Origin of the sequence: Citrobacter sp. RHB25-C09, from assembly GCF_013836145.1 — a bacterium.
Lineage (GTDB): Bacteria > Pseudomonadota > Gammaproteobacteria > Enterobacterales > Enterobacteriaceae > Citrobacter_A.
In genome coordinates this window covers 1,386,319-1,410,528 of the sequence record NZ_CP057483.1, presented here as the reverse complement: position 1 = coordinate 1,410,528, position 24,210 = coordinate 1,386,319, and the positions used below count along the sequence as shown (strand labels likewise).

Annotated in this window: 19 protein-coding genes and 7 tRNA genes; 21 read left to right on the top strand and 5 right to left on the bottom strand. The window is 53.0% G+C overall.

All coding sequences use genetic code 11. The features are described 5' to 3' along the window. Positions 1–33 precede the first annotated feature (33 nt). The 4 genes from chiQ to nagE form a co-directional block, all read right to left on the bottom strand. Positions 34–366, bottom strand: coding sequence for a ChiQ/YbfN family lipoprotein (gene chiQ, locus HVY19_RS06545; RefSeq protein ID WP_181683535.1), 333 nt, complete (start codon positions 364–366; stop codon positions 34–36). A gap of 49 nt (positions 367–415) precedes the next feature. Continuing rightward, positions 416–1,822: a chitoporin gene (gene chiP / locus HVY19_RS06540; RefSeq protein ID WP_181683534.1), complete on the bottom strand. Its 1,407-nt coding sequence runs from the start codon at positions 1,820–1,822 to the stop codon at positions 416–418. A 483-nt stretch (positions 1,823–2,305) separates the two neighbouring features. After that, a complete protein-coding gene (gene glnS, locus HVY19_RS06535; protein ID WP_181683533.1) occupies positions 2,306–3,973 on the bottom strand; it encodes a glutamine--tRNA ligase in 1,668 nt (555 codons plus the stop codon). 211 nt (positions 3,974–4,184) lie between these two features. Beyond that, entirely contained in the window at positions 4,185–6,206 is a 2,022-nt protein-coding gene (nagE, locus tag HVY19_RS06530) for an N-acetylglucosamine-specific PTS transporter subunit IIBC (protein WP_181683532.1), read from the bottom strand. A 260-nt stretch (positions 6,207–6,466) separates the two neighbouring features. Between nagE and nagB the strand changes: the two genes are divergently transcribed. The 12 genes from nagB to HVY19_RS06470 all read left to right on the top strand — a co-directional run bounded on the left by nagB (position 6,467) and on the right by HVY19_RS06470 (position 13,336). Further along, positions 6,467–7,267 carry a glucosamine-6-phosphate deaminase gene (gene nagB, locus HVY19_RS06525; RefSeq protein ID WP_181683531.1) on the top strand — a complete coding sequence of 267 codons (801 nt, stop codon included), beginning with the start codon at positions 6,467–6,469 and terminating at the stop codon, positions 7,265–7,267. A 56-nt stretch (positions 7,268–7,323) separates the two neighbouring features. Then, positions 7,324–8,472 carry an N-acetylglucosamine-6-phosphate deacetylase gene (nagA, locus tag HVY19_RS06520; RefSeq protein WP_181683530.1) on the top strand — a complete coding sequence of 383 codons (1,149 nt, stop codon included), beginning with the start codon at positions 7,324–7,326 and terminating at the stop codon, positions 8,470–8,472. 8 nt (positions 8,473–8,480) lie between these two features. Further along, positions 8,481–9,701, top strand: a complete 1,221-nt coding sequence (gene nagC, locus HVY19_RS06515) for a DNA-binding transcriptional regulator NagC (protein ID WP_181683529.1) — start codon at positions 8,481–8,483, stop codon at positions 9,699–9,701. A gap of 46 nt (positions 9,702–9,747) precedes the next feature. Then, entirely contained in the window at positions 9,748–10,500 is a 753-nt protein-coding gene (nagD, locus tag HVY19_RS06510; protein ID WP_042320681.1) for a ribonucleotide monophosphatase NagD, read from the top strand. 249 nt (positions 10,501–10,749) lie between these two features. Then, a complete protein-coding gene (gene asnB / locus HVY19_RS06505) occupies positions 10,750–12,414 on the top strand; it encodes an asparagine synthase B (protein ID WP_181683528.1) in 1,665 nt (554 codons plus the stop codon). A gap of 222 nt (positions 12,415–12,636) precedes the next feature. Next, positions 12,637–12,713: transfer RNA gene (locus HVY19_RS06500), tRNA-Met, on the top strand. A 7-nt stretch (positions 12,714–12,720) separates the two neighbouring features. Beyond that, positions 12,721–12,805, top strand: a tRNA-Leu gene (locus tag HVY19_RS06495). Between the two features lie 23 nt (positions 12,806–12,828). Further along, positions 12,829–12,903: transfer RNA gene (locus HVY19_RS06490), tRNA-Gln, on the top strand. 36 nt (positions 12,904–12,939) lie between these two features. After that, positions 12,940–13,014 (top strand) — tRNA-Gln (locus tag HVY19_RS06485). Between the two features lie 15 nt (positions 13,015–13,029). After that, positions 13,030–13,106: transfer RNA gene (locus tag HVY19_RS06480), tRNA-Met, on the top strand. A gap of 44 nt (positions 13,107–13,150) precedes the next feature. Continuing rightward, positions 13,151–13,225, top strand: a tRNA-Gln gene (locus tag HVY19_RS06475). A gap of 36 nt (positions 13,226–13,261) precedes the next feature. Next, a tRNA-Gln gene (locus HVY19_RS06470) sits at positions 13,262–13,336 on the top strand. A gap of 131 nt (positions 13,337–13,467) precedes the next feature. On the opposite strand, the gene ubiF is transcribed toward HVY19_RS06470, so the two are convergent. Continuing rightward, positions 13,468–14,643 carry a 3-demethoxyubiquinol 3-hydroxylase gene (ubiF, locus tag HVY19_RS06465; protein ID WP_181683527.1) on the bottom strand — a complete coding sequence of 392 codons (1,176 nt, stop codon included), beginning with the start codon at positions 14,641–14,643 and terminating at the stop codon, positions 13,468–13,470. 145 nt (positions 14,644–14,788) lie between these two features. Here ubiF and miaB point away from each other — a divergent pair, with 145 nt between their 5' ends. The 9 genes from miaB (at position 14,789) to gltL (ending at position 24,125) form a co-directional block, all read left to right on the top strand. Beyond that, positions 14,789–16,213, top strand: coding sequence for a tRNA (N6-isopentenyl adenosine(37)-C2)-methylthiotransferase MiaB (gene miaB / locus HVY19_RS06460; RefSeq protein ID WP_181683526.1), 1,425 nt, complete (start codon positions 14,789–14,791; stop codon positions 16,211–16,213). Positions 16,214–16,404: 191 nt separating this feature from the next. After that, positions 16,405–17,451 (top strand): PhoH family protein, encoded by a 1,047-nt coding sequence (locus HVY19_RS06455; protein ID WP_181683525.1) that lies wholly within the window; start codon positions 16,405–16,407, stop codon positions 17,449–17,451. Further along, positions 17,448–17,915 carry an rRNA maturation RNase YbeY gene (ybeY, locus tag HVY19_RS06450; protein ID WP_181683524.1) on the top strand — a complete coding sequence of 156 codons (468 nt, stop codon included), beginning with the start codon at positions 17,448–17,450 and terminating at the stop codon, positions 17,913–17,915. The genes HVY19_RS06455 and ybeY overlap by 4 nt, the downstream gene beginning before the upstream one ends. Before the next feature lie 125 nt (positions 17,916–18,040). Beyond that, on the top strand, positions 18,041–18,919 hold the full coding sequence (gene corC / locus HVY19_RS06445) for a CNNM family magnesium/cobalt transport protein CorC (RefSeq protein ID WP_181683523.1): 879 nt from the start codon (positions 18,041–18,043) through the stop codon (positions 18,917–18,919). Positions 18,920–18,941: 22 nt separating this feature from the next. Next, entirely contained in the window at positions 18,942–20,480 is a 1,539-nt protein-coding gene (gene lnt, locus HVY19_RS06440) for an apolipoprotein N-acyltransferase (RefSeq protein ID WP_181683522.1), read from the top strand. 434 nt (positions 20,481–20,914) lie between these two features. Further along, positions 20,915–21,823: an amino acid ABC transporter substrate-binding protein gene (locus HVY19_RS06435; RefSeq protein WP_181683521.1), complete on the top strand. Its 909-nt coding sequence runs from the start codon at positions 20,915–20,917 to the stop codon at positions 21,821–21,823. A gap of 162 nt (positions 21,824–21,985) precedes the next feature. Beyond that, the gene (gene gltJ, locus HVY19_RS06430) at positions 21,986–22,726 is read left to right on the top strand and encodes a glutamate/aspartate ABC transporter permease GltJ (RefSeq protein ID WP_181683520.1); all 741 of its coding nucleotides are present in this window, start codon (positions 21,986–21,988) and stop codon (positions 22,724–22,726) included. Next, positions 22,726–23,400, top strand: coding sequence for a glutamate/aspartate ABC transporter permease GltK (gene gltK, locus HVY19_RS06425; RefSeq protein WP_181683519.1), 675 nt, complete (start codon positions 22,726–22,728; stop codon positions 23,398–23,400). The genes gltJ and gltK overlap by 1 nt, the downstream gene beginning before the upstream one ends. Continuing rightward, entirely contained in the window at positions 23,400–24,125 is a 726-nt protein-coding gene (gltL, locus tag HVY19_RS06420; protein ID WP_181683518.1) for a glutamate/aspartate ABC transporter ATP-binding protein GltL, read from the top strand. Before gltK ends, gltL begins: the two co-directional genes overlap by 1 nt. The last annotated feature ends 85 nt before the right edge of the window (positions 24,126–24,210 follow it).

Sequence of the window (24,210 nt, the reverse complement as noted above, 5' to 3'; positions counted from 1 at the left end):
AATGCGGGTCTTTTGTCTGCCGAACAGTAAGCGTTACTGCGCGCTGTTTTTGGTACGAATTTCATTCCAGATTTTATCGCAATCAGCGTTAACTGCCTGACCGTTTCCGCTATGCGCAGCCTGAATACATTGCTGGTAATCCAGTACGCGCACGCTTTCCTGGTTGGCAAACGCCTGATGCTGTTTCTCTTTCCTCAGTACGTTTAACACGCTCTGGCAGGCTTCAATTTTCTCTGGTGAACCCTGCGCCGTGTTGATACAGGCGCTGTACGCTTCTTTCAAACGACTGTCTTCTTTCGGTGCGGTAGAAGGAGCGCAGGCCACCAGTCCGGATGCCATCGCGGCGACGAGTAACAGTTTTTTCATAGAACAGTCCTCAACAGAGCGGCAGGCACCAGGCCCGCCGCTGCTGGCATTAGAAGATGGTGAACGGGGCAATCACGATGAATTTCACGTCGCGCTCATCCTGGAAGATGTTGCCGTAGCCGCCGCCCCAGCTTGGAATATTGGAGTGGTTGTCGTACTCGGTGAAGTGCAGTTTAAACATGGTGCCTTTCGCACGACCATCCTGCAGGGTGTAGACCGCATCCAGACTGTAAGAAGATTCTTCAATCGTACGGTTTTTATCGTAGTACGCATCTGGATTGCTCTGCCAGGTAGACGGTTTAGCGTCCCAGGCGTAAACATAGGATGCACCGACAGCCCAACCCGGCAGGTTCCAGTTTTTCAGATCATACATCGCGCCGAAGAAGACCGCTTTTTCGCCGTTGGCGTTGAAGTCTGAGCGGTTATCCCACCAGATGTCCAGACGACCGTTTGAGGAGGAGTAAGTCGGGGTCATACGTTGCAGGAAGAAACCCTGCTGCCCTTCCGCTTTCACCCAGGTGCCTTCCAGACGCAGATCAACCACTTCAGCCACTTTGTAGCCGAAGGTCAACGCCTGCAGCCAGGCCGTACCATCATAGATATCGCTTGCAGTACGGTTATCAACCTTATCGCGCGCGCCGTAGAACTGGTAGCTGGTGGAGAATGGGTTACCGGCTAAATCAAACTTGTAGCTGGCTTTCGCAAAGTACTGATCGACATAGCCTTCAGACTGACCAAATGCTGCTTCCAGCACTAAGTCATTTTTAAAGTCATATTTCGCGCCGATGGAGTGCAGGTAATCCACCTTTGTGGTTCTGTCGCCCTGGTAGAACTTATCCATCTCGATATGCCACGGGGACTTATATTCGTTGGTCCACATGTAGGAGAAGCTCAGTGCGCCGGCATCACCATAGTCGAAGTTTGCGCCCGCTTCCGCACCCTGATAGGTCCCAGGCATAAAGCTCCAGTGCGGCGCTAACAGCGTTTGTCCGGTAGGCTGAATATAGCCAGCGCGCGCCCAGGCCGGGCCATATTTAAATTTCGCAGCCGCTTTATAGAGACTGATTCCGCTCTTGTCGCCGGAATAATCTTCGTCATAGCCTTTGTTCTTTTTCGAGAATGCAATTTCGTTTGGATGGCCGCTATCGCCGTTTTCTGCCATTTCGATGGCAGTGAAGGCCGCAACATCCAGGCCGAACATATCAGCCGCATAGCCGGACTGGAAATCCAGGTTGGCGTTCCAGGTGGCGTGAGAAAGATTGGTTTTGTATTTGTCGCCGTCGGTCACATCTTTACGGTCACGCTCACGCTGCCAGTAATAGATGCCGCCGGTCAGGGTTGAATCATCGATAAAGCCTTCGGCCTGTGCAGCAGGAGCAACAACCAGACCCGACAGTGCTGTGATACCGGCGATAGCCAACGCCAGCGCACTACGTTTGCCACTAAACGTACGCATATGTATATCCTCTTTGACGTATAACCCTTCGTCTTTCAAGCCGCCTTGATGCATCTCGAAATCCATTGGGTATAAATTGCTGATGCAAAAAGCAAACAGCGAAAAAATAAAAATGAAAAAGTAGCGTTGAGAAAGACCTCGCTGACTACAATGAATAGACTATTTTTCGCGACGCGAATTATCAATACCTTTCTGTAACGAGAATGTAAGAGTATGAGCAACCGCACATAATTCATCGCTTTCTGTTACATTTTTTTCATCAGTCAAAAATTGACAGCACAATTAAAAATATCGTTGTTTTCCAAAAAGATGAAATCGGTTTCATGTCATTATCTGTATGATTAACTTATCTATAACAAAGTACCATTCGCATAGCTTATTAATTTTGGATGGTAATTAATTCGCTGCGCAAAGAGAGATTATTGAAAAAGGCAGGGGTAAAAAAAACGCCGCAGAATGCGGCGTTGGAGAGTGCTTTACGGCTTATTCGCCGACTTTCGCCCACGTATCACGCAGGCCAACGGTACGGTTAAACACCAATTTCTCTGCGGTTGCATAGCGGCTGTCGAGGCAGAAGTAGCCTTCACGCTCAAACTGGTACGCTTTACCCGCCACAGCATCTTTCAGCGAAGGTTCAGCATAACCCTGCTTAATGACCAGTGATTCCGGGTTCATCACGGACAGGAAATCTTCTGCCGCGCCCGGGTTCGGTACGCTAAACAGGCGATCGTACAGACGAATTTCCACCGGCAGCGCGTGCGCCGCACTTACCCAGTGAATAACGCCTTTCACTTTACGACCATCTGCCGGATCTTTGCTCAGGGTGTCTGCGTCGTAGGTGCAGAAGATGGTAGTAATATTGCCTTCGGCATCTTTTTCCACACGCTCTGCTTTCACCACGTAGGCGTTACGCAGACGCACCTCTTTGCCCATCACCAGACGCTTGTACTGCTTGTTGGCTTCTTCACGGAAATCCGCGCGGTCAATCCAGATCTCACCGCTAAACGGCACTTCACGGCTACCCATTTCCGGTTTGTTCGGATGGTTAGGCATGGTGACCATTTCGCTTTCACCCTGCGGGTAGTTTTCGATAACCAGTTTAACCGGATCGATCACCGCCATCGCACGCGGGGCGTTTTCGTTGAGATCTTCGCGAATGCAGGATTCCAGCGATGCCATTTCAATGGTGTTATCCTGCTTGGTCACGCCGATGCGCTTGCAGAATTCACGGATGGCCGCTGCCGTATAGCCACGACGACGCAGACCAGAGATGGTCGGCATACGCGGATCGTCCCAGCCTTCAACGTGCTTGTCGGTGACCAGCAGATTCAGCTTACGCTTGGACATCACGGTGTACTCCAGATTCAGGCGCGAGAACTCGTACTGGCGCGGGTGAACCGGAATGGTGATGTTATCCAGCACCCAGTCGTACAGACGACGGTTGTCCTGGAATTCAAGGGTACACAGCGAGTGGGTAATGCCTTCCAGCGCATCGCTGATGCAGTGCGTAAAGTCGTACATCGGGTAGATGCACCACTTGCTGCCAGTCTGGTGGTGATCGGCAAACTTAATGCGGTACAGCACCGGGTCACGCATGACGATAAATGGCGACGCCATGTCGATTTTCGCGCGCAGACACGCTTTACCTTCTTCAAAACCACCGCTGCGCATTTTTTCAAACAGCGCCAGGTTCTCTTCAACGCTACGATCGCGGAACGGACTGTTTTTGCCCGGCTGCGTCAGCGTACCACGGTATTCGCGGATCTCTTCCGCAGAAAGTTCGTCAACATAGGCCAGACCTTTGTTGATCAACTCAACCGCGTAGGCATGCAGTTGGTCAAAGTAATCAGAGGAGTAGCGAACCTCACCAGCCCAGTGAAAACCTAGCCACTCAACGTCGTTTTTGATCGACTCAACGTACTCGATATCTTCTTTTACCGGGTTAGTGTCATCGAAACGCAGGTTGCACAGGCCCTGGTAATCTTGCGCGATACCAAAGTTCAGGCAGATGGATTTCGCGTGGCCAATGTGCAGATAGCCATTTGGCTCCGGCGGAAAACGGGTATGGATCGTGGTGTGCTTACCACTGGCCAGATCTTCATCGATGATCTGACGGATAAAGTTACTCGGGCGGGCTTCAGCCTCACTCATCGTGGGTTCCTCAAAGCGTAAACAACGTATAACGGCGTATGATCTTATAAGCCGGACGGACTGACAACCTTTAGTTACGTAAAAAGTCGCTTTGAAGAAAATATTGGGGTCAATTGCCGCAAAAAAAAGCGGCAGAGGTTTCCCACTGCCGCTGATGATGCGTTTCGTGCTGCCGGATGGCGGCTTTACGCCTTATCCGGCCTACATCAACTTATTTACCTTTAATTTCGAACAGTGGCGTTTGACCAGCAACCACATGACCTTCAGCTTTAATCACCAGACCGCTGAAGTCGTCGATGTTGCTGCATACCACCGGGCTAATCATTGAGCGCGCATTCGCGTTCAGGTAGTCCAGATCCATTTCCAGGATTGGCTGGCCTGCTGTCACTTCAGCACCCTCTTCCACCAGGCGAGTAAAGCCCTGACCGTTCAGCGCAACGGTATCGATACCCATATGGACAACGATCTCCGCGCCTTTCTCGGTTTCCAGGCAGAACGCATGGTTGGTGTTAAAGATTTTCACGATGGTACCCGCAGCCGGAGACACCACGGTTTTCTCCGTAGGTTTCACCGCCACGCCGTCACCGACCGCTTTGCTGGCAAACGCTTCGTCAGGAACCTGGTCCAGCGCAACCACATCACCCGTCACCGGAGAAACCAGTTCAGCGATAATGACTGCATTTGGCACCGCCTGCGGCTTCGCGGCGGCTGGCGCTGCTGCTGCCACCGGTGCAGCTTCTGCTGCGGCAACCGGACCGGTTGTTTTCATGGCGTTAGCGATTTTTTCTGCCACGAAGCCAACGATGATCTGTACGCTGGTTTTGTTCAGACGGATCACACCGGATGCGCCCAGACGTTTTGCCAGTGCTTCGTTAACGAGGGAAGAATCTTTAACGTTCAGACGCAGACGAGTGATACAGGCATCAATACCCGTCAGGTTGTCAGAACCGCCGACAGCAGCGATGTACTGACGCGCCAGACCCGTCACATCCTGATCCTTATCCGCGCTCACGTTAACGTCCTGACCATCCGCTTCGCTACCGGCAACAGCCAGTTCGCGACCCGGGGTCATCAGGTTGAATTTCGTGATAGTGAAGCGGAACACGACGTAGTAGATAACAAAGAAGACCAGACCCTGCGGGATCAGCATCCACCAGTTGTGCGCCAGCGGGTTACGGGAAGAAAGCACCATATCCACCAGCCCCGCACTGAAGCCGAAACCGGCAATCCACTGCATGCTTGCGGCGATGAATACGGAGATACCGGTCAGTACGGCGTGGATCACATACAGAACCGGCGCAACGAACATGAAGGAGAATTCCAGCGGTTCTGTGATACCCGTGAAGAAGGCCGCAAAAGCGCCCGCCATCATGATACCCAGCACTTTCGCTTTGTTCTCAGGACGTGCGCAGTGGTAAATCGCCAGCGCGGCACCCGGCAAACCGAACATCATAATCGGGAAGAAGCCCGCCTGGTAACGACCGGTGATACCCACAACCGCTTTACCTGCTTCAATGGACTGTGCGCCACCCAGGAAGTTAGGAATATCGTTGATACCTGCAACGTCAAACCAGAATACAGAGTTCAGCGCGTGGTGCAGACCAACCGGAATCAGCAGACGGTTAAAGAACGCGTACACGCCCGCACCGATGGAGCCCAGTTTCTGGATGTGCTCACCGAAGTTCACCAGACCGTCGAAAATGATCGGCCAAATGAACATCATGATGAACGCGACAACGATCATCACAAAGGAGGTCAGAATCGGTACCAGACGGCGGCCGCTAAAGAAGGACAACGCTTTCGGCAACTCAACGCTGCTAAAGCGGTTGTACAGTTCAGCGGAGATAATACCGACCATGATACCCACGAACTGGTTGCTGATCTTACCGAACGCAGCGGGAACCTGGTCCAACGGGATCTTCTGGATCATGGAAACAGCCGCCGGGGAGCAAAGCGTGGTCAACACAAGGAAGCCCACAAAACCGGTCAGCGCGGCAGCACCATCTTTATCTTTGGACATACCATAAGCCACACCAATGGCAAACAGCACGGACATGTTGTCGATGATGGCGGCACCCGATTTAATGAAGAACGCGGCTAGCGCGTTGTCTCCCCCCCAACCCACCGGGTCAATCCAGTAGCCGACACCCATTAGTATCGCTGCCGCCGGCAGCGTGGCGACCGGCACCATAAGCGCGCGGCCGACCTTTTGTAAATAACCTAAAATACTCACGTTCTTCCCCCTATGAGATCCCGTAAAGGCACCTTCTCAGCTGTATTTTTATAGTGTCACTAACTTATAATTTCAGTTGATAATTCACTGGCATGATGAGTGTGTGAAAAATTAATTCGTACCGCAAATTAAAAGCGTGTTTTTTGTGAGTTTAGTCACCAAATATCGTTATTTTCCCTCCCTTGCACTGGCTAAGTGCGAAAACTTATTTTATCATTCAAAAAATCAAGACGAATTACTTATACTTTCTGAGGTGAACAATGAGACTGATTCCCCTGACTTCTGCTGAGCAGGTCGGCAAATGGGCTGCACGCCATATCGTTAACCGTATTAACGCGTTCAAACCGACGGCTGACCGTCCGTTTGTGCTGGGCCTGCCGACCGGCGGCACCCCGCTGACCGCGTATAAAGCGTTAGTTGAAATGCACAAGGCGGGTGAAGTCAGCTTCAAGCATGTTGTCACGTTCAACATGGACGAATATGTCGGCTTGCCAAAAGAGCATCCGGAAAGCTATCACAGCTTTATGCACCGTAATTTCTTTGATCACGTTGATATTCCAGCAGAAAACATCAATCTGCTCAATGGCAATGCGCCGGATATCGATGCAGAATGCCGCCAGTATGAAGAGAAAATCCGCGCTTACGGCAAAATCCACCTGTTTATGGGTGGCGTGGGCAACGACGGTCATATCGCGTTTAACGAACCAGCCTCTTCTCTGGCTTCCCGTACCCGTATCAAAACCCTGACCCATGATACCCGCGTGGCGAACTCCCGTTTCTTCGACGGCGATGTGGCTCAGGTGCCTAAATATGCGCTGACCGTTGGCGTGGGTACGCTGCTGGACGCTGAAGAAGTGATGATTCTGGTGCTCGGTTCTCAGAAAGCGCTGGCGCTGCAGGCGGCGGTTGAAGGTAACGTCAACCACATGTGGACCATTAGCTGCCTGCAACTGCATCCGAAAGCCGTTGTGGTGTGCGATGAGCCGTCCACCATGGAACTGAAAGTGAAAACGCTGAAATACTTCAACGAGTTAGAAGCAGAAAATATTAAAGGTCTGTAATGTGTTCTCCGCCCTGTCAGCACATTCAGGGCGGTATTTTTATATCGGGGGTCAGAATGTACGCTTTAACCCAGGCTCGGATCTTCACCGGCCACGAAATTCTTGATGACCATGCGATCATTGTCGCCAATGGCCTGATTGACCGCGTTTGTCCTGTGGCGGAATTGCCGCCAGAGATCGAACAACGTTCACTGAACGGGGCCATTCTTTCCCCCGGCTTTATCGATGTACAGCTCAACGGTTGCGGCGGCGTGCAGTTTAATGACACGGCAGAGGCGGTATCCGTTGAAACGCTCGAAATTATGCAGAAGGCCAACGAGAAATCGGGCTGCACCAGCTACCTGCCGACGCTGATTACCACCAGCGATGAACTCATGAAGCAAGGCGTTCGCGTCATGCGTGAGTACCTGGCGAAATATCCCAATCAGGCGCTGGGTTTACACCTGGAAGGTCCGTGGCTGAATCTGGTCAAAAAAGGCACGCATAATCCGAATTTTGTTCGCCAGCCGGACGCCGCACTGGTCGATTTTCTGTGTGATAATGCCGACGTTATTACTAAAGTGACCCTGGCACCGGAAATGGTTCCTGCTGAGGTCATTAGCAAGCTGGCGAAGGCTGGCATTGTGGTTTCTGCGGGGCACTCAAACGCGACGCTGAAAGAGGCCAGGGCCGGATTCCGTGCGGGCATTACCTTTGCCACGCACCTGTTTAATGCCATGCCGTATATCACCGGACGCGAACCGGGTCTGGCAGGCGCGATCCTCGACGAAGCCGATCTCTATTGCGGTGTAATCGCCGATGGTCTGCACGTGGACTACGCCAATATTCGTAATGCCAAACGCCTGAAGGGCGACAAACTGTGTCTGGTTACCGATGCTACTGCACCGGCAGGGGCAAATATTGAACAGTTCATTTTTGCTGGCAAAACAATATACTACCGCAATGGACTTTGTGTTGATGAAAACGGTACGCTGAGCGGTTCATCATTAACCATGATTGAAGGCGTGCGTAACCTGGTTGAACACTGTGGTATCGCGCTCGACGAAGTGCTGCGGATGGCCACTCTCTACCCAGCTCGCGCCATCGGCGTTGAACAACAGCTTGGCAGCATTGCACCGGGTAAAGTGGCTAACCTGACCGCTTTCACACACGATTTTAAAATTATCAAGACCATCGTTAATGGTAACGAGGTCGTTACTGAGTAAGAGAACGTATGACACCAGGCGGACAAGCACAGATTGGGAATGTTGATCTCGTAAAACAGCTTAACAGCGCGGCAGTTTACCGTCTGATTGACCAGCATGGGCCAATCTCGCGCATCCAGATTGCCGAGCAAAGCCAGCTTGCCCCCGCCAGCGTAACGAAAATTACGCGTCAACTCATTGAACGCGGGCTGATCAAAGAAGTCGATCAGCAGGCCTCCACCGGGGGCCGCCGCGCAATCTCCATCGTCACCGAAACCCGCAATTTCCAGGCGATTGGCGTGCGTCTGGGGCGTCATGACGCCACGATCACCCTTTTCGACATGAGCAGTAAAGTGCTCGCCGAAGAGCACTACCCGCTGCCGGAACGCACCCAGGAAACGCTGGAACATGCTCTGCTCAATGCCATCACGCTGTTTATTGACAACAGTCAGCGCAAGATCCGCGAGCTTGTCGCCATTTCCGTCATTCTGCCCGGTCTGGTCGATCCTGAAAGCGGGATGATCCACTATATGCCGCATATTCAGGTTGAAAACTGGCGACTGGTTGAAGCCCTGGAACAACGCTTCCACGTCACCTGTTTTGTCGGCCACGATATCCGCAGTCTGGCGCTGGCAGAGCACTATTTCGGCGCGAGTCAGGATTGCGAAGATTCGATTCTGGTGCGCGTCCATCGGGGCACCGGCGCCGGGATCATCTCTAACGGGCGCATCTTTATCGGTCGTAACGGTAACGTCGGCGAGATTGGCCACATCCAGGTTGAGCCGTTAGGTGAGCGCTGCCACTGCGGCAACTTTGGCTGTCTGGAAACGATAGCCGCCAACGCCGCCATTGAACATCGGGTTCAAAATCTGCTGAAGCAGGGCTACCAGAGCCGCGTCCAGTTGGATGATTGCACAATTAAATCCATCTGCAAGGCAGCCAATAAAGGCGATAGCCTGGCCTCAGAAGTCATTGAGCATGTGGGACGCCATCTGGGCAAAACCATTGCCATTGCCATCAACTTGTTTAACCCGCAAAAAATTGTGATCGCCGGTGAAATTACCGAAGCGGATAAAGTATTGCTGCCCGCGATAGAAAGCTGCATCAACACCCAGGCGCTGAAGGCATTTCGTCAGGGCCTGCCGGTGGTGCGCTCTACGCTGGATCACCGCTCCGCTATTGGCGCTTTTGCGCTGGTAAAACGCGCGATGCTTAACGGCATTTTGCTCCAGCATTTGCTGGAAAACTGAAGCGCTTTTATAGTATCGGATTATTCATCCTATTCCTGGGTAGTACATGACCATTAAGAATGTCATTTGTGATATTGACGGCGTGCTGATGCACGATAACGTCGCCGTACCGGGTGCGGCGGAGTTTTTGACGGGCGTAATGGAAAAAGGCCTGCCGCTGGTTTTGCTGACCAACTATCCCTCCCAGACCGGGCAAGATCTGGCGAACCGTTTTGCCACCGCCGGCGTAAATGTGCCGGACAGCGTGTTTTACACCTCTGCGATGGCGACGGCTGATTTCCTGCGCCGTCAGGAAGGGAAAAAAGCCTATGTCGTGGGTGAAGGTGCACTGATCCACGAGCTTTATAAAGCGGGTTTTACCATTACCGATGTCAACCCGGACTTTGTGATTGTCGGCGAGACGCGCTCCTATAACTGGGACATGATGCATAAAGCCGCTTACTTCGTGGCAAACGGCGCGCGCTTTATCGCCACGAACCCGGACACCCACGGGCGCGGGTTTTACCCGGCCTGTGGCGCGCTTTGCGCCGGTATCGAAAAGATCTCCGGTCGCAAGCCGTTTTATGTCGGTAAGCCGAGCCCGTGGATCATCCGCGCCGCGCTGAACAAAATGCAGGCGCATTCGGAAGAGACGGTGATTGTCGGTGACAACCTGCGCACCGATATTCTCGCCGGGTTCCAGGCGGGGCTGGAAACCATCCTTGTGCTTTCTGGCGTCTCTACACTTGATGACATCGACAGCATGCCGTTCCGCCCGAGCTGGATTTACCCTTCCGTTGCCGAGATCGACGTTATTTAACGATCGTCCATGCCTGATAGCGCTTTGCCGATCGGGCATGAAAATCACTCCATTCAATAAAAACGCCAGAAAACTGACAATTCATCAATGAATACGCCCATTATGTAATCAGTTTTTCACTATTCGTTAATCACTGTTGCGTTTTTTGTTTTTTACCCGGCAAAAGTATTGCGCCCTCTTTGGCTTTGCGGCATTTTCTTTATCAAGCACACACAATAAAGCACTACGCACAGGTTAACGGAGAAGGTTATGTGTTCAATTTTTGGCGTTTTCGATATTAAGTCCGACGCAGGCGAACTGCGTAAAAAGGCTCTCGAGCTGTCACGCCTGATGCGCCATCGTGGCCCGGACTGGTCCGGCATTTATGCCTGCGATAAGGCCATCCTGGCGCATGAGCGCCTGTCCATTGTTGACGTTAACGCGGGCGCTCAACCGCTGTATAACGATAAAAAAACACACATCCTGGCCGTTAACGGTGAAATCTATAATCACCAGGCGCTGCGCGCGGAATATGGCGATCGTTACGCGTTCCAGACCGGTTCTGACTGCGAAGTGATCCTCGCGCTGTATCAGGAAAAAGGTCCGGAATTCCTGGATGATTTGCAGGGCATGTTTGCCTTTGCGCTCTATGACAGCGAGAAAGATGCGTACCTGATTGGTCGCGACCATATCGGGATCATCCCGCTGTATATGGGCTATGACGAGTTCGGCAACCTGTATGTCGCCTCTGAAATGAAAGCACTGGTGCCGGTCTGCCGCACTATTAAAGAGTTCCCGGCGGGCAGCTATTTATGGAGCAAAGACGGCGAGATCCGTCAGTACTATCAGCGCGACTGGTTCGATTACGATGCGGTAAAAGATAACGTCACCGATAAAAACGAACTGCGCCAGGCGCTGGAAGATTCCGTTAAAAGCCACCTGATGTCTGACGTGCCATATGGCGTGTTGCTTTCCGGTGGTCTGGATTCTTCGGTGATCTCCGCAATCACCAAGAAATATGCCGCGCGTCGCGTGGAAGATCAGGAGCGTTCTGAAGCCTGGTGGCCGCAGCTTCACTCCTTCGCCGTGGGCCTTGAAGGTTCGCCGGACCTTAAAGCCGCGCAGGAAGTGGCGAACCATCTGGGTACCGTGCACCATGAAATTCACTTCACGGTTCAGGAAGGTCTGGACGCGATCCGTGATGTGATTTACCACATTGAAACCTACGACGTCACCACCATTCGCGCCTCCACGCCGATGTATTTAATGTCGCGTAAAATCAAAGCGATGGGCATTAAGATGGTGCTGTCCGGCGAAGGTTCTGACGAAGTGTTCGGCGGCTATCTCTATTTCCACAAAGCGCCGAACGCCAAAGAACTGCATGAAGAAACCGTGCGTAAACTTCAGGCGCTGCATATGTTCGACTGTGCGCGCGCTAACAAGGCGATGTCTGCCTGGGGCGTTGAGGCGCGCGTGCCGTTCCTCGACAAAAAGTTCCTCGACGTGGCGATGCGCATTAACCCGGAAGATAAGATGTGCGGCAACGGCAAGATGGAAAAACACATCCTGCGTGAATGTTTTGAATCTTATCTGCCGGCAAGCGTGGCATGGCGTCAGAAGGAGCAGTTCTCCGACGGCGTGGGTTACAGCTGGATCGACACACTGAAAGAGGTCGCGGCAAAACAGATTTCCGATCAGCAACTGGAAACCGCCAGCTTCCGCTTCCCGTACAATACGCCATCTTCTAAAGAAGCGTATCTGTACCGCGAGATTTTTGAAGAGCTGTTCCCGCTGCCAAGCGCCGCTGAATGCGTACCGGGTGGTCCTTCCGTCGCCTGCTCTTCTGCGAAAGCCATTGAGTGGGATGAAGCGTTCAAAACCATGAACGATCCATCAGGCCGCGCGGTGGGTGTACACCAGTCTGCATACAAATAAGTTGGCTTTATGAAACAGGCCCTGCGGGGCCTTTTTTTATTCTGAAAATGTGTTCAGAAAACGATATATAACCAATAATTGCCGAATATTGCGTCACGCTGTTCGCAACCTAACCAAACAGTCACATTCAGGCCATTTTCGATGAAAAAGGGGTTGACGCTTCAAGGCTCAATACGCATAATGCGCCCCGCAACGCCGATAAGGTAACGCGCGAAAAAAGATGGCTACGTAGCTCAGTTGGTTAGAGCACATCACTCATAATGATGGGGTCACAGGTTCGAATCCCGTCGTAGCCACCATCTTTTTGCGGGAGTGGCGAAATTGGTAGACGCACCAGATTTAGGTTCTGGCGCCGCAAGGTGTGCGAGTTCAAGTCTCGCCTCCCGCACCATTCACCAGTAAGCGTTGCACGGATGGGGTATCGCCAAGCGGTAAGGCACCGGTTTTTGATACCGGCATTCCCTGGTTCGAATCCAGGTACCCCAGCCATATTTCTTCGAGTTTGCGGATCACCGCGACGGTCATTGGGGTATCGCCAAGCGGTAAGGCACCGGTTTTTGATACCGGCATTCCCTGGTTCGAATCCAGGTACCCCAGCCATCGAAGAAATACACTGGCTACGTAGCTCAGTTGGTTAGAGCACATCACTCATAATGATGGGGTCACAGGTTCGAATCCCGTCGTAGCCACCAAATTCAGAACGTGTTGATAATTTGACAGGTTCGAAAAAAATTGTTGGGGTATCGCCAAGCGGTAAGGCACCGGATTCTGATTCCGGCATTCCGAGGTTCGAATCCTCGTACCCCAGCCAATTTCAAAAAGTCGCTCACCTTGTGAACGCACCCGTTGGGGTATCGCCAAGCGGTAAGGCTCTGGTTTCTGATACCAGCATTCCGAGGTTCGAATCCTCGTACCCCAGCCATATTAAAAAAGCTCGCTTCGGCGAGCTTTTTGCTTTTCTGGATTATTGCCTGATGGTGCTCCGCTTATCAGGCCTACAGGGGGCATAACTTGTAAGGCTGATAAGCGGAGCGCTATCAGGCGTTCGACGAATTACAATCCTAACGCATACTTCAGCGCATGACGTTTCAACACACCTGCGCGCTCTGCCGCCATCAGACCGATATTGCGGATGATACGCAGCGGCGGAAGGTTATTGCTGAATCCGGCATAGAACAGGTCCATCCCACTCTGCATAATAAAGTTATCCGCCATACGCCGCGTCTGGTAGCGCTTCAGAACAGGCTGGCTGGCCCAGGATTCACCATAGCTGCGTGCATTCACCAGCACGTCTATCAGCGCATCGACATCGCGATAGCCGAGGTTAACCCCCTGCCCGGCCAGCGGATGAATGGTGTGCGCCGCATCTCCCACCAGAGCAAGTCCCGGCTGGACATATTGCAACGCGTGGCGTCGGGTCAGGGGGAATGCGCCAGCGGCAACGGGCGTTACCCGCCCCAGTCGCTGCGGAAAATGTTTCCCAATTTCATCCTGCAACTGCGCCATGTTCAACGCCTGAAGCTGGCGAATCCGCGCGGGTGAGTCATACCACACCAGCGACGCCCAGTGGTCAAAAAGAGGCAGGAAAGCGCGTGGTCCATCCGGGGTAAATTGCTGCCAGGTGCTTTCCCCCGGATCGTTCTCGCACTGGACGGTGATCAACATGCAGGACTGCGCATACTGCCAGGCGTGAATGCCAATTCCGGCCATCTGCCGCACCTGAGAATTCGCGCCGTCTGCGCCAACCACCAGTTTCGTCATGATTCGTTCACCGCCAGCAAGTTCCAGTTCGTGGCGATCGTGATGACGATGAAGCGCAATAAGGGAAGCAGGAACACGTAACGTCACGCCGGGGTGCGCTTCAAGCGCCTGCCAGAGCGCCTGTTGCAGTACATTGTTTTCAACCATATAACCGAGCAGCGGCAGCTTCAGCTCTGCGGCATCAAACACCACGTGCGCGTTTTCCCATTCCCAGGTTTCCAGTCGACGGTAGGGGTGGCTGCGCATTCCCTGTACGGCATCCCAGACGCCCAGACCTTTAAGAAGAGAAACTGAGGCGGCGCTGATCGCCGATATGCGCAGATCCGGTTGGCTGTCGGCCACAAAGAGTGCGGGCTCAGCATGTTCAATCACCGTGACCGTAAAGCCGTGCTGCGCCAGTCCCAGCGCCAGCGCCCCGCCGACCATACCGCCGCCGACAATGGCAACATCCGTTGGTTGATTTGTCATGGTCAATCATCCTGTTACATGAATAAGATAAGTTTACAGGATTTTTTACCCCTAAGGGCTGATAACGGTCATACTGGTCACGACCGTGTCAAAGCATTACACTATGCGCCCTGCAATTCAGCCACTATTTCGCAAGAGCAAGTCGATGACCAAAAAACTCCATATTAAAACCTGGGGCTGTCAGATGAACGAATACGATTCATCGAAGATGGCCGATCTGCTGGATGCCACTCACGGGTATCAACTGACCGACGTGGCGGAAGAAGCGGATGTGCTGCTGCTGAATACCTGCTCTATCCGCGAGAAGGCCCAGGAAAAGGTCTTCCATCAGTTAGGCCGCTGGAAGCTGCTAAAAGAGAAAAACCCCGACCTGATTATTGGCGTCGGCGGTTGCGTCGCCTCTCAGGAAGGCGATCATATTCGTCAACGCGCCCACTATGTCGATATCATTTTTGGGCCGCAAACGCTGCATCGCCTGCCGGAGATGATCAACTCCGTGCGCGGCAACCGTAGCCCGGTCGTTGATATTAGCTTCCCGGAGATCGAAAAGTTCGACCGACTGCCGGAGCCGCGTGCTGATGGCCCGACCGCGTTCGTCTCGATTATGGAAGGCTGTAACAAGTACTGCACGTACTGTGTGGTGCCGTACACCCGTGGCGAAGAAGTCAGCCGCCCATGTGATGACATTCTGTTCGAAATTGCCCAGCTTGCTGCTCAGGGCGTGCGTGAAGTGAACCTGCTTGGCCAGAACGTGAACGCCTGGCGCGGTGAAAACTACGATGGCACCACCGGATCCTTCGCCGATCTGCTGCGTCTGGTGGCCGCCATCGACGGTATCGACCGCATTCGTTTCACCACCAGCCATCCGATCGAATTCACGGATGACATCATTGAAGTCTACCGCGATACCCCTGAACTGGTGAGCTTCCTGCATCTGCCGGTCCAAAGCGGTGCGGATCGCGTGTTGAATCTGATGGGGCGCACCCACACGGCGCTGGAATACAAAGCGATTATCCGTAAGCTGCGCGCTGCGCGTCCGGATATTCAAATTAGCTCTGACTTTATCGTGGGCTTCCCGGGGGAAACCACGCAGGACTTTGAGCAGACCATGAAGCTGATTGCCGACGTCAATTTTGACATGAGCTACAGCTTTATCTTCTCCGCACGTCCGGGTACTCCAGCCGCTGACATGGTTGATGACGTATCGGAAGAAGAGAAGAAACAGCGTCTGTATATTCTGCAAGAGCGCATCAACCAGCAGGCAATGGCCTGGAGCCGCCGTATGCTCGGCACCGTTCAGCGCATTCTGGTGGAAGGCACATCGCGTAAAAGTATTATGGAGCTGTCCGGTCGCACCGAAAATAACCGTGTGGTGAACTTTGAAGGCACCCCGGATATGATCGGTAAGTTTGTGGATGTTGAAATTACTGACGTCTGGACCAACTCTCTGCGGGGCAAAGTAGTACGTACCGAAGACGAAATGGGATTGCGCATCGCAGAAACCCCGGAGTCGGTTATCGCTCGTACCCGTAAAGAAAACGATCTGGGTGTCGGAATTTATCAGCCTTAATCTTCAACGCCCGGTAGTGCTTCGCTTATCGGGTCTGTTCATGAAGGCCTGCCGTTCTGGCGGGCCTTGTATTTCATATCAGCGCCCCCATTTCTATTGCAATGCTTGCGCCTTTATCCCCTGGCGTGAATAATTTCCTGACAGGCCGGTGATTGTCCAACCTCCGGCAGCCTAATGATATGAGGAACGGTTTGAACATAGACACTCGCGAAATTACCCTTGAGCCCGCAGACAACGCCCGACTGCTGAGCCTTTGCGGCCCGTTTGATGACAACATCAAACAGCTGGAACGCCGTCTCGGCATCGAGATTAACCGCCGAGACAATCACTTTAAACTCACCGGTCGCCCGATTTGCGTTACCGCTGCGGCTGATATTTTGCATAGTCTGTATGTTGATACCGCCCCCATGCGCGGACAGACGCAGGATATCGAACCGGAACAAATCCATCTTGCCATTAAGGAAGCCCGCGTGCTCGAACAGAGCGCCGAGAGCGTGCCTGAATTTGGCAAAGCGGTGAACATCAAAACTAAACGTGGCGTGATTAAGCCACGCACGCCGAACCAGGCGCAGTACATCGCGAATATTCTCGACCATGACATCACCTTCGGCGTCGGCCCTGCCGGAACCGGTAAAACCTATCTGGCCGTTGCGGCTGCCGTTGATGCGCTTGAACGTCAGGAAATTCGCCGTATTCTGCTGACCCGTCCTGCGGTCGAGGCCGGAGAAAAACTGGGCTTCCTGCCCGGCGATCTCAGCCAGAAGGTTGACCCGTATCTGCGCCCACTGTATGACGCCCTGTTTGAAATGCTGGGCTTCGAGAAAGTCGAGAAGCTGATTGAACGCAACGTGATTGAAGTCGCCCCGCTGGCCTATATGCGCGGACGCACTCTGAACGACGCCTTTATTATTCTTGATGAAAGCCAGAACACCACCATCGAACAGATGAAGATGTTCCTGACGCGTATCGGCTTTAACTCGAAGGCGGTTATCACCGGCGACGTCACCCAGATTGACCTCCCGCGTAACACCAAATCCGGCCTGCGCCATGCCATTGAAGTGCTGGCGGAAGTCGAAGAAATTAGCTTTAACTTCTTCCACAGTGAAGACGTGGTGCGCCATCCGGTCGTTGCGCGCATTGTTAACGCCTATGAAGCCTGGGAAGAAGCAGAACAAAAACGGAAAGCCGAACTGGCAGCCGAACGCAAGCGTGAAGCCCAGGAGCAGGAACAGAAATGAGTCAGGTTATTCTCGATTTACAACTGGCCTGTGAAAACAACGCCGGTCTGCCGGAAGAAATCCAGTTTCAGACGTGGCTGGATGCGGTTATCCCCCAGTTCCAGGAAGAGTCAGAGGTGACGATTCGCCTGGTGGATGAAGCGGAAAGCCACGACCTTAACCTGACCTATCGCGGCAAGGATAAGCCAACTAACGTGCTCTCATTCCCCTTCGAAGCACCGCCAGGGATGGAAATGCCGCTGCTGGGCGATTTGATCATCTGTCGTCAGGTGGTTGAGCAGGAAGCCCAGGAGCAAGGCAAACCGCTGGACGCCCACTGGGCGCATATGGTCGTCCACGGTAGTCTGCATTTATTGGGCTACGATCATATCGAAGACGATGAAGCAGAAGAGATGGAAGCCCTTGAAACAGAGATTATGCTTGCTCTGGGCTATGAGGATCCGTACATTGCCGAGAAGGAATAGCATTCCTTGATTTTTGTAGGCCGAATACGCGCAGCGCCATCCGGCCTACCAAACGACACACCGCCATGCGCTGAGTTTACGCGCATGAGTTACACATTCATTCACAAGAGAACCCATACGACGCCATGAGCGACGACAATTCACACAGTAGTGACACGTTAAGCAACAAGAAGGGATTTTTCTCCCTGTTACTGAGCCAACTTTTCCACGGTGAACCGAAAAACCGTGATGAACTGCTGGCGCTGATCCGTGATTCCGGGCAGAACGAGCTTATCGACGAAGATACGCGCGACATGCTCGAAGGGGTAATGGACATTGCGGACCAGCGCGTTCGCGACATCATGATCCCCCGCTCCCAGATGATTACCCTGAAACGCAACCAGACGCTGGACGAATGCCTTGATGTTATTATCGAGTCCGCCCACTCGCGTTTTCCGGTGATCAGCGAAGATAAAGATCACATTGAAGGGATTCTGATGGCCAAAGATCTGCTGCCGTTTATGCGCAGCGATGCCGAAGCCTTCAGCATGGACAAAGTGTTACGCCAGGCCGTTGTCGTCCCCGAGAGCAAACGCGTTGACCGTATGCTCAAAGAGTTCCGCTCCCAGCGTTATCATATGGCTATCGTTATCGACGAGTTCGGAGGTGTCTCTGGTCTGGTGACCATTGAAGATATCCTTGAGCTGATCGTCGGTGAAATCGAAGACGAGTATGACGAAGAAGATGATATCGACTTCCGTCAGCTTAGCCGCCACACCTGGACCATTCGTGCACTGGCACCGATTGAAGACTTCAATGAAGCCTTCGGTACCAGCTTTAGTGACGAAGAGGTCGATACCATCGGTGGTCTGGTGATGCAGGCGTTTGGACATCTGCCCGCGCGAGGTGAAACCATTGAAATTGATGGTTACCAGTTCAAGGTGGCCATGGCCGACAGCCGTCGTATCATTCAGGTTCACGTCAGAATTCCGGATGACTCCCCCCAGCCAAAACTGGACGAATAAACCGAACTGGATGAAGAGCTAAATGGCATTTGCCTCATTAATTGAACGCCAGCGCATTCGCCTGCTGCTGGCGTTATTATTCGGTGCCTGCGGTACGCTGGCCTTATCTCCTTACGATGTCTGGCCTGCCGCGATTGTCTCGCTGATGGGCTTGCAGGCCTTAACCCTGAACCGTCGCCCACTTCAGTCTGCTGCTATCGGCTATGTCTGGGGACTGGGACTCTTTGGCTCAGGAATTAACTGGGTCTACGTCAGTATCGCGCAGTTTGGCGGAATGCCAGGCCCGGTGAATGTCTTCCTTGTCGTACTGCTTGCCGCGTATCTCTCGCTCTATACGGGATTGTTTGCCGGTATTTTGTCGCGACTGTGGCCGAAGACGAGCTGGCTGCGTGTTGCCATTGCCGCCCCGGTCATCTGGCAAATTACCGAATTCCTTCGTGGATGGGTGCTGACCGGTTTCCCGTGGCTACAGTTTGGCTACAGCCAGATTGATGGGCCGCTGAAAGGTCTGGCACCGGTGATGGGCGTAGAAGCCATTAACTTCCTGCTCATGGTGGTTAGCGGTCTGCTGGTGCTCGCGCTGGTGACCCGCAGTTGGCGCCCCCTGGCCGTGGCGATCGTGCTGTTTGCGCTTCCCTTCCCGCTGCGCTATATCCAGTGGTATACGCTGGAGCCGGAACGTACGACCCAGGTTTCGCTGGTGCAGGGGGACATTCCGCAGTCGCTGAAATGGGATGAAGGCGAGCTGATGAATACCCTCAAAATCTACCTCGATGCCACGCAGCCGCAGATGGGGAAATCTCAGCTTATTATCTGGCCGGAATCCGCCATTCCGGATCTGGAGATTAATCAGCAGCGGTTCCTTGGCATGATGGACTCCCTGCTGCGTTCGAAGAACAGCACGCTGATTACCGGTATTGTTGATGCGCGGCTGAATAAGCAGAACCGCTATGACACCTACAACACCATCATCACGTTGGGGAAAGACAATCCGTACAGCTACGATTCTACGAATCGCTATAACAAAAACCATCTGGTACCGTTTGGCGAGTTTGTGCCGCTGGAATCCATCCTGCGTCCGCTAGCGCCGTTCTTCGATTTGCCCATGTCGTCATTCAGTCGTGGCCCGTATGTTCAGCCGCAATTGCATGCTCACGGTTTCGCGCTGACGGCGGCCATTTGCTACGAGATCATCCTTGGTGAACAGGTTCGGGATAACTTCCGCCCGGATACGGATTACCTGCTGACGATCTCCAACGATGCATGGTTTGGTAAGTCAATCGGTCCGTGGCAGCACTTCCAGATGGCGCGGATGCGAGCGTTAGAACTGGCACGACCGCTGCTGCGTAGCACTAATAATGGCATCACCGCCGTGGTGGGCCCGCAGGGTGAAGTCCAGGCGATGCTCCCGCAATTTACCCGCCAGGTGTTGACCACCAGCGTAACGCCAACGACCGGCTTAACGCCGTATGCCCGTACCGGCAACTGGCCGCTGTGGCTGATTACCGCGCTGTTTGGCTTTGCCGCCGTGTTAATGAGTTTGCGTCAGCGCCGCAGATAAAACGGTGCACCATCACATGTAGCTACAAAACCGGGCGTAGGCCGGATAAGGCGGTAAGCCGCCATCCGGCGCTTGTGCCACATCGTGCCTGATGGCGCTACGCTTATCAGGCCTACAACCTCCCTCCCCAAAACCATTCTGGCACGTCTATTGCTTTGTAATACAAGGTAAACCTGTTTTTGTTCTCTGTGCAACCTTGTCGCCCCAAAGCAGTACAACGGCAGCACCGAAACAGTGCAATGAAAGATTTTTGCCTCGAAACGGTGCGGCGCACTTCGCAAAAATAAACAATAACGCAGCAAAATCTTTACATCGCACCAAACTAAATGTTAACAAACGGGTACAACACTGCACGTTAAGTTGCAGACGATAACAACACAAACATCACAATCGGTATCTATGCGTCGACGACGCAGAGGATAAAGGAGTTGGATATGCAATTACGTAAGTTGGCCACAGCAATGCTGGTTATGGGAATGTCCGCAGGTCTGGTTCATGCGGAAGATGCCGCACCAGCCGCGGGTAGCACGCTGGACAAGATCGCAAAAAATGGCGTGATTGTTGTGGGACACCGTGAATCATCCGTACCGTTCTCCTACTACGATAACCAACAGAAAGTGGTGGGGTATTCTCAGGCTTACTCCAACGCAATCGTTGAGGCGGTGAAGAAAAAGCTCAACAAACCTGACCTGCAGGTGAAACTGATCCCAATCACTTCCCAGAACCGTATCCCGCTGCTGCAAAACGGTACCTTCGACTTTGAATGTGGTTCCACCACCAACAACGTTGAACGCCAGAAGCAGGCCGCTTTCTCTGACACTATTTTCGTCGTCGGCACCCGCCTGTTGGCGAAAAAAGGCGGCGATATTAAGGACTTCCCGGATCTGAAAGGCAAAGCCGTTGTCGTGACTTCCGGGACTACCTCTGAAATTCTGCTGCACAAGCTGAACGATGAGCAAAAAATGGATATGCGTATCATCAGCGCCAAAGACCACGGTGACTCTTTCCGCACGCTGGAAAGCGGTCGCGCCGTTGCCTTTATGATGGATGACGCCCTGCTGGCCGGTGAACGTGCGAAAGCGAAAAAGCCGGATAACTGGGAGATTGTCGGCAAGCCGCAGTCTCAGGAAGCCTACGGCTGTATGCTGCGTAAGAACGACCCAGAGTTCAAGAAGCTGATGGATGACACCATCGCTCAGGTGCAGACGTCCGGCGAGGCGGAAAAATGGTTCGATAAATGGTTTAAGAACCCAATCCCGCCGAAAAACCTGAACATGAATTTTGAGCTGTCTGAAGAGATGAAAGCTCTGTTCAAAGAACCCAATGATAAAGCGCTTAACTAACTAAAACTAAATGGGGCGGGATCACCTTCCCCTCTCGATTGCTGGTCAGCACGGACAGACTATAAGCCTGATGGTCGTTCCCCATCAGGCCTGAAAACCGAAACAGGCTGATTAACAATCTTCGAGGGTAGCGCTGCTACCCTTTTTTTTCGGAGTAGATGTATGTCAATAGACTGGAACTGGGGCATTTTTTTACAACAGGCCCCATTCGGCAACACCACCTATCTCGGTTGGCTCTGGAGTGGCTTCCAGGTCACCGTGGCGTTATCCATCACCGCCTGGATTATTGCCTTCCTCGTCGGGTCTTTATTCGGCATTTTACGCACCGTTCCCAATCGCTTCCTGTCCGGGATCGGCACCCTTTATGTAGAACTGTTCCGCAACGTGCCCCTGATCGTACAGTTCTTTACCTGGTATCTGGTCATTCCGGAATTGCTGCCTGAAGACATCGGCATGTGGTTTAAAGCGGAACTGGATCCGAACATTCAGTTCTTCCTCTCATCGATGTTATGCCTGGGGCTGTTTACCGCTGCGCGCGTGTGCGAGCAGGTCCGTGCGGCGATTCAGTCATTACCGCGTGGGCAGAAGAATGCAGCGCTGGCGATGGGTTTAACGCTGCCGCAGGCATACCGCTACGTACTGTTGCCAAATGCCTATCGCGTGATCGTGCCGCCGATGACCTCTGAGATGATGAACCTGGTGAAAAACTCCGCCATCGCCTCCACCATTGGTCTGGTTGATATGGCGGCCCAGGCCGGTAAGTTGCTGGATTACTCTGCCCATGCCTGGGAATCATTCACGGCCATCACCCTGGCTTACGTATTAATTAACGCCGTCATTATGCTGGTGATGACTCTGGTGGAACGCAAAGTACGCCTGCCTGGCAACATGGGAGGCAAATAATGTACGAATTTGACTGGAGTTCAATTGTCCCTTCCCTGCCATACCTGCTGGATGGGCTTGTCATTACACTGAAAATCACCCTGACGGCAGTGGTCGTTGGTATCGTCTGGGGAACACTCCTCGCGGTGATGCGGTTGTCGAGCTTTGCGCCTGTCGCCTGGTTTGCAAAAGCTTACGTTAACGTGTTCCGTTCGATCCCCCTGGTCATGGTCCTGCTGTGGTTCTATCTGATCGTTCCGGGGCTGTTACAGGATGTGCTGGGGCTGTCGCCCAAAACCGATATTCGCCTGATCTCCGCGATGGTGGCGTTTTCGATGTTTGAAGCGGCGTATTATTCCGAGATTATCCGTGCGGGGATCCAGAGTATTTCCCGTGGACAATCAAGCGCTGCGCTGGCGTTGGGGATGACCCACTGGCAGTCGATGAAACTGATCATTCTGCCGCAGGCGTTTCGTGCAATGGTGCCGCTGCTGCTTACCCAGGGTATCGTTCTGTTCCAGGATACCTCCCTGGTTTACGTGTTAAGTCTCGCGGATTTCTTCCGTACCGCCTCTACCATTGGCGAGCGTGATGGTACTCAGGTCGAAATGATCCTGTTTGCCGGCGCCGTCTACTTTGTTATCAGCCTGAGCGCGTCGTTGTTGGTCACCTATTTGAAGAAAAGGACAGTTTAATGATTACCCTGAAAAATGTTTCTAAATGGTATGGTCACTTTCAGGTGCTGACCGACTGCTCCACGGAAGTGAAAAAAGGTGAAGTGGTGGTAGTTTGTGGCCCATCTGGTTCCGGTAAATCAACATTGATTAAAACCGTTAACGGTCTGGAGCCGGTGCAGAAAGGTGAAATCACCGTCAACGGCATAATGGTTAACGACAAGAAGACGGATCTGGCAAAACTACGCTCGCGGGTCGGGATGGTGTTCCAACACTTCGAACTGTTCCCCCATCTGTCGATTATCGAAAACCTGACCCTGGCGCAGGTAAAGGTCCTCAAACGCGACAAAGCACCCGCCCGCGACAAAGCGCAGAAACTGCTGGAGCGCGTTGGTCTGGCAGCCCATGCCAACAAATATCCGGCGCAGCTTTCCGGCGGCCAGCAGCAGCGTGTAGCGATTGCCCGCGCGCTGTGCATGGATCCGATTGCCATGCTGTTCGATGAACCGACCTCTGCGCTCGATCCAGAGATGATCAATGAGGTGCTGGACGTTATGGTTGAACTGGCTAACGAAGGAATGACCATGATGGTGGTGACCCACGAAATGGGCTTTGCGCGTAAAGTGGCGAACCGGGTGATCTTTATGGATGAAGGTAAAATTGTCGAAGATTCGGCGAAAGAGGAGTTCTTCGCTAACCCGAAATCTGAGCGTGCCAAAGACTTCCTTGCGAAAATTCTGCATTAACCCCAGTGGCGCGCACGGCAGAGTGCGCGCCATCTCACGCTTTTTTGTTGTGCTACTCGAATCATTTTCACGCCAGCGTTACCCT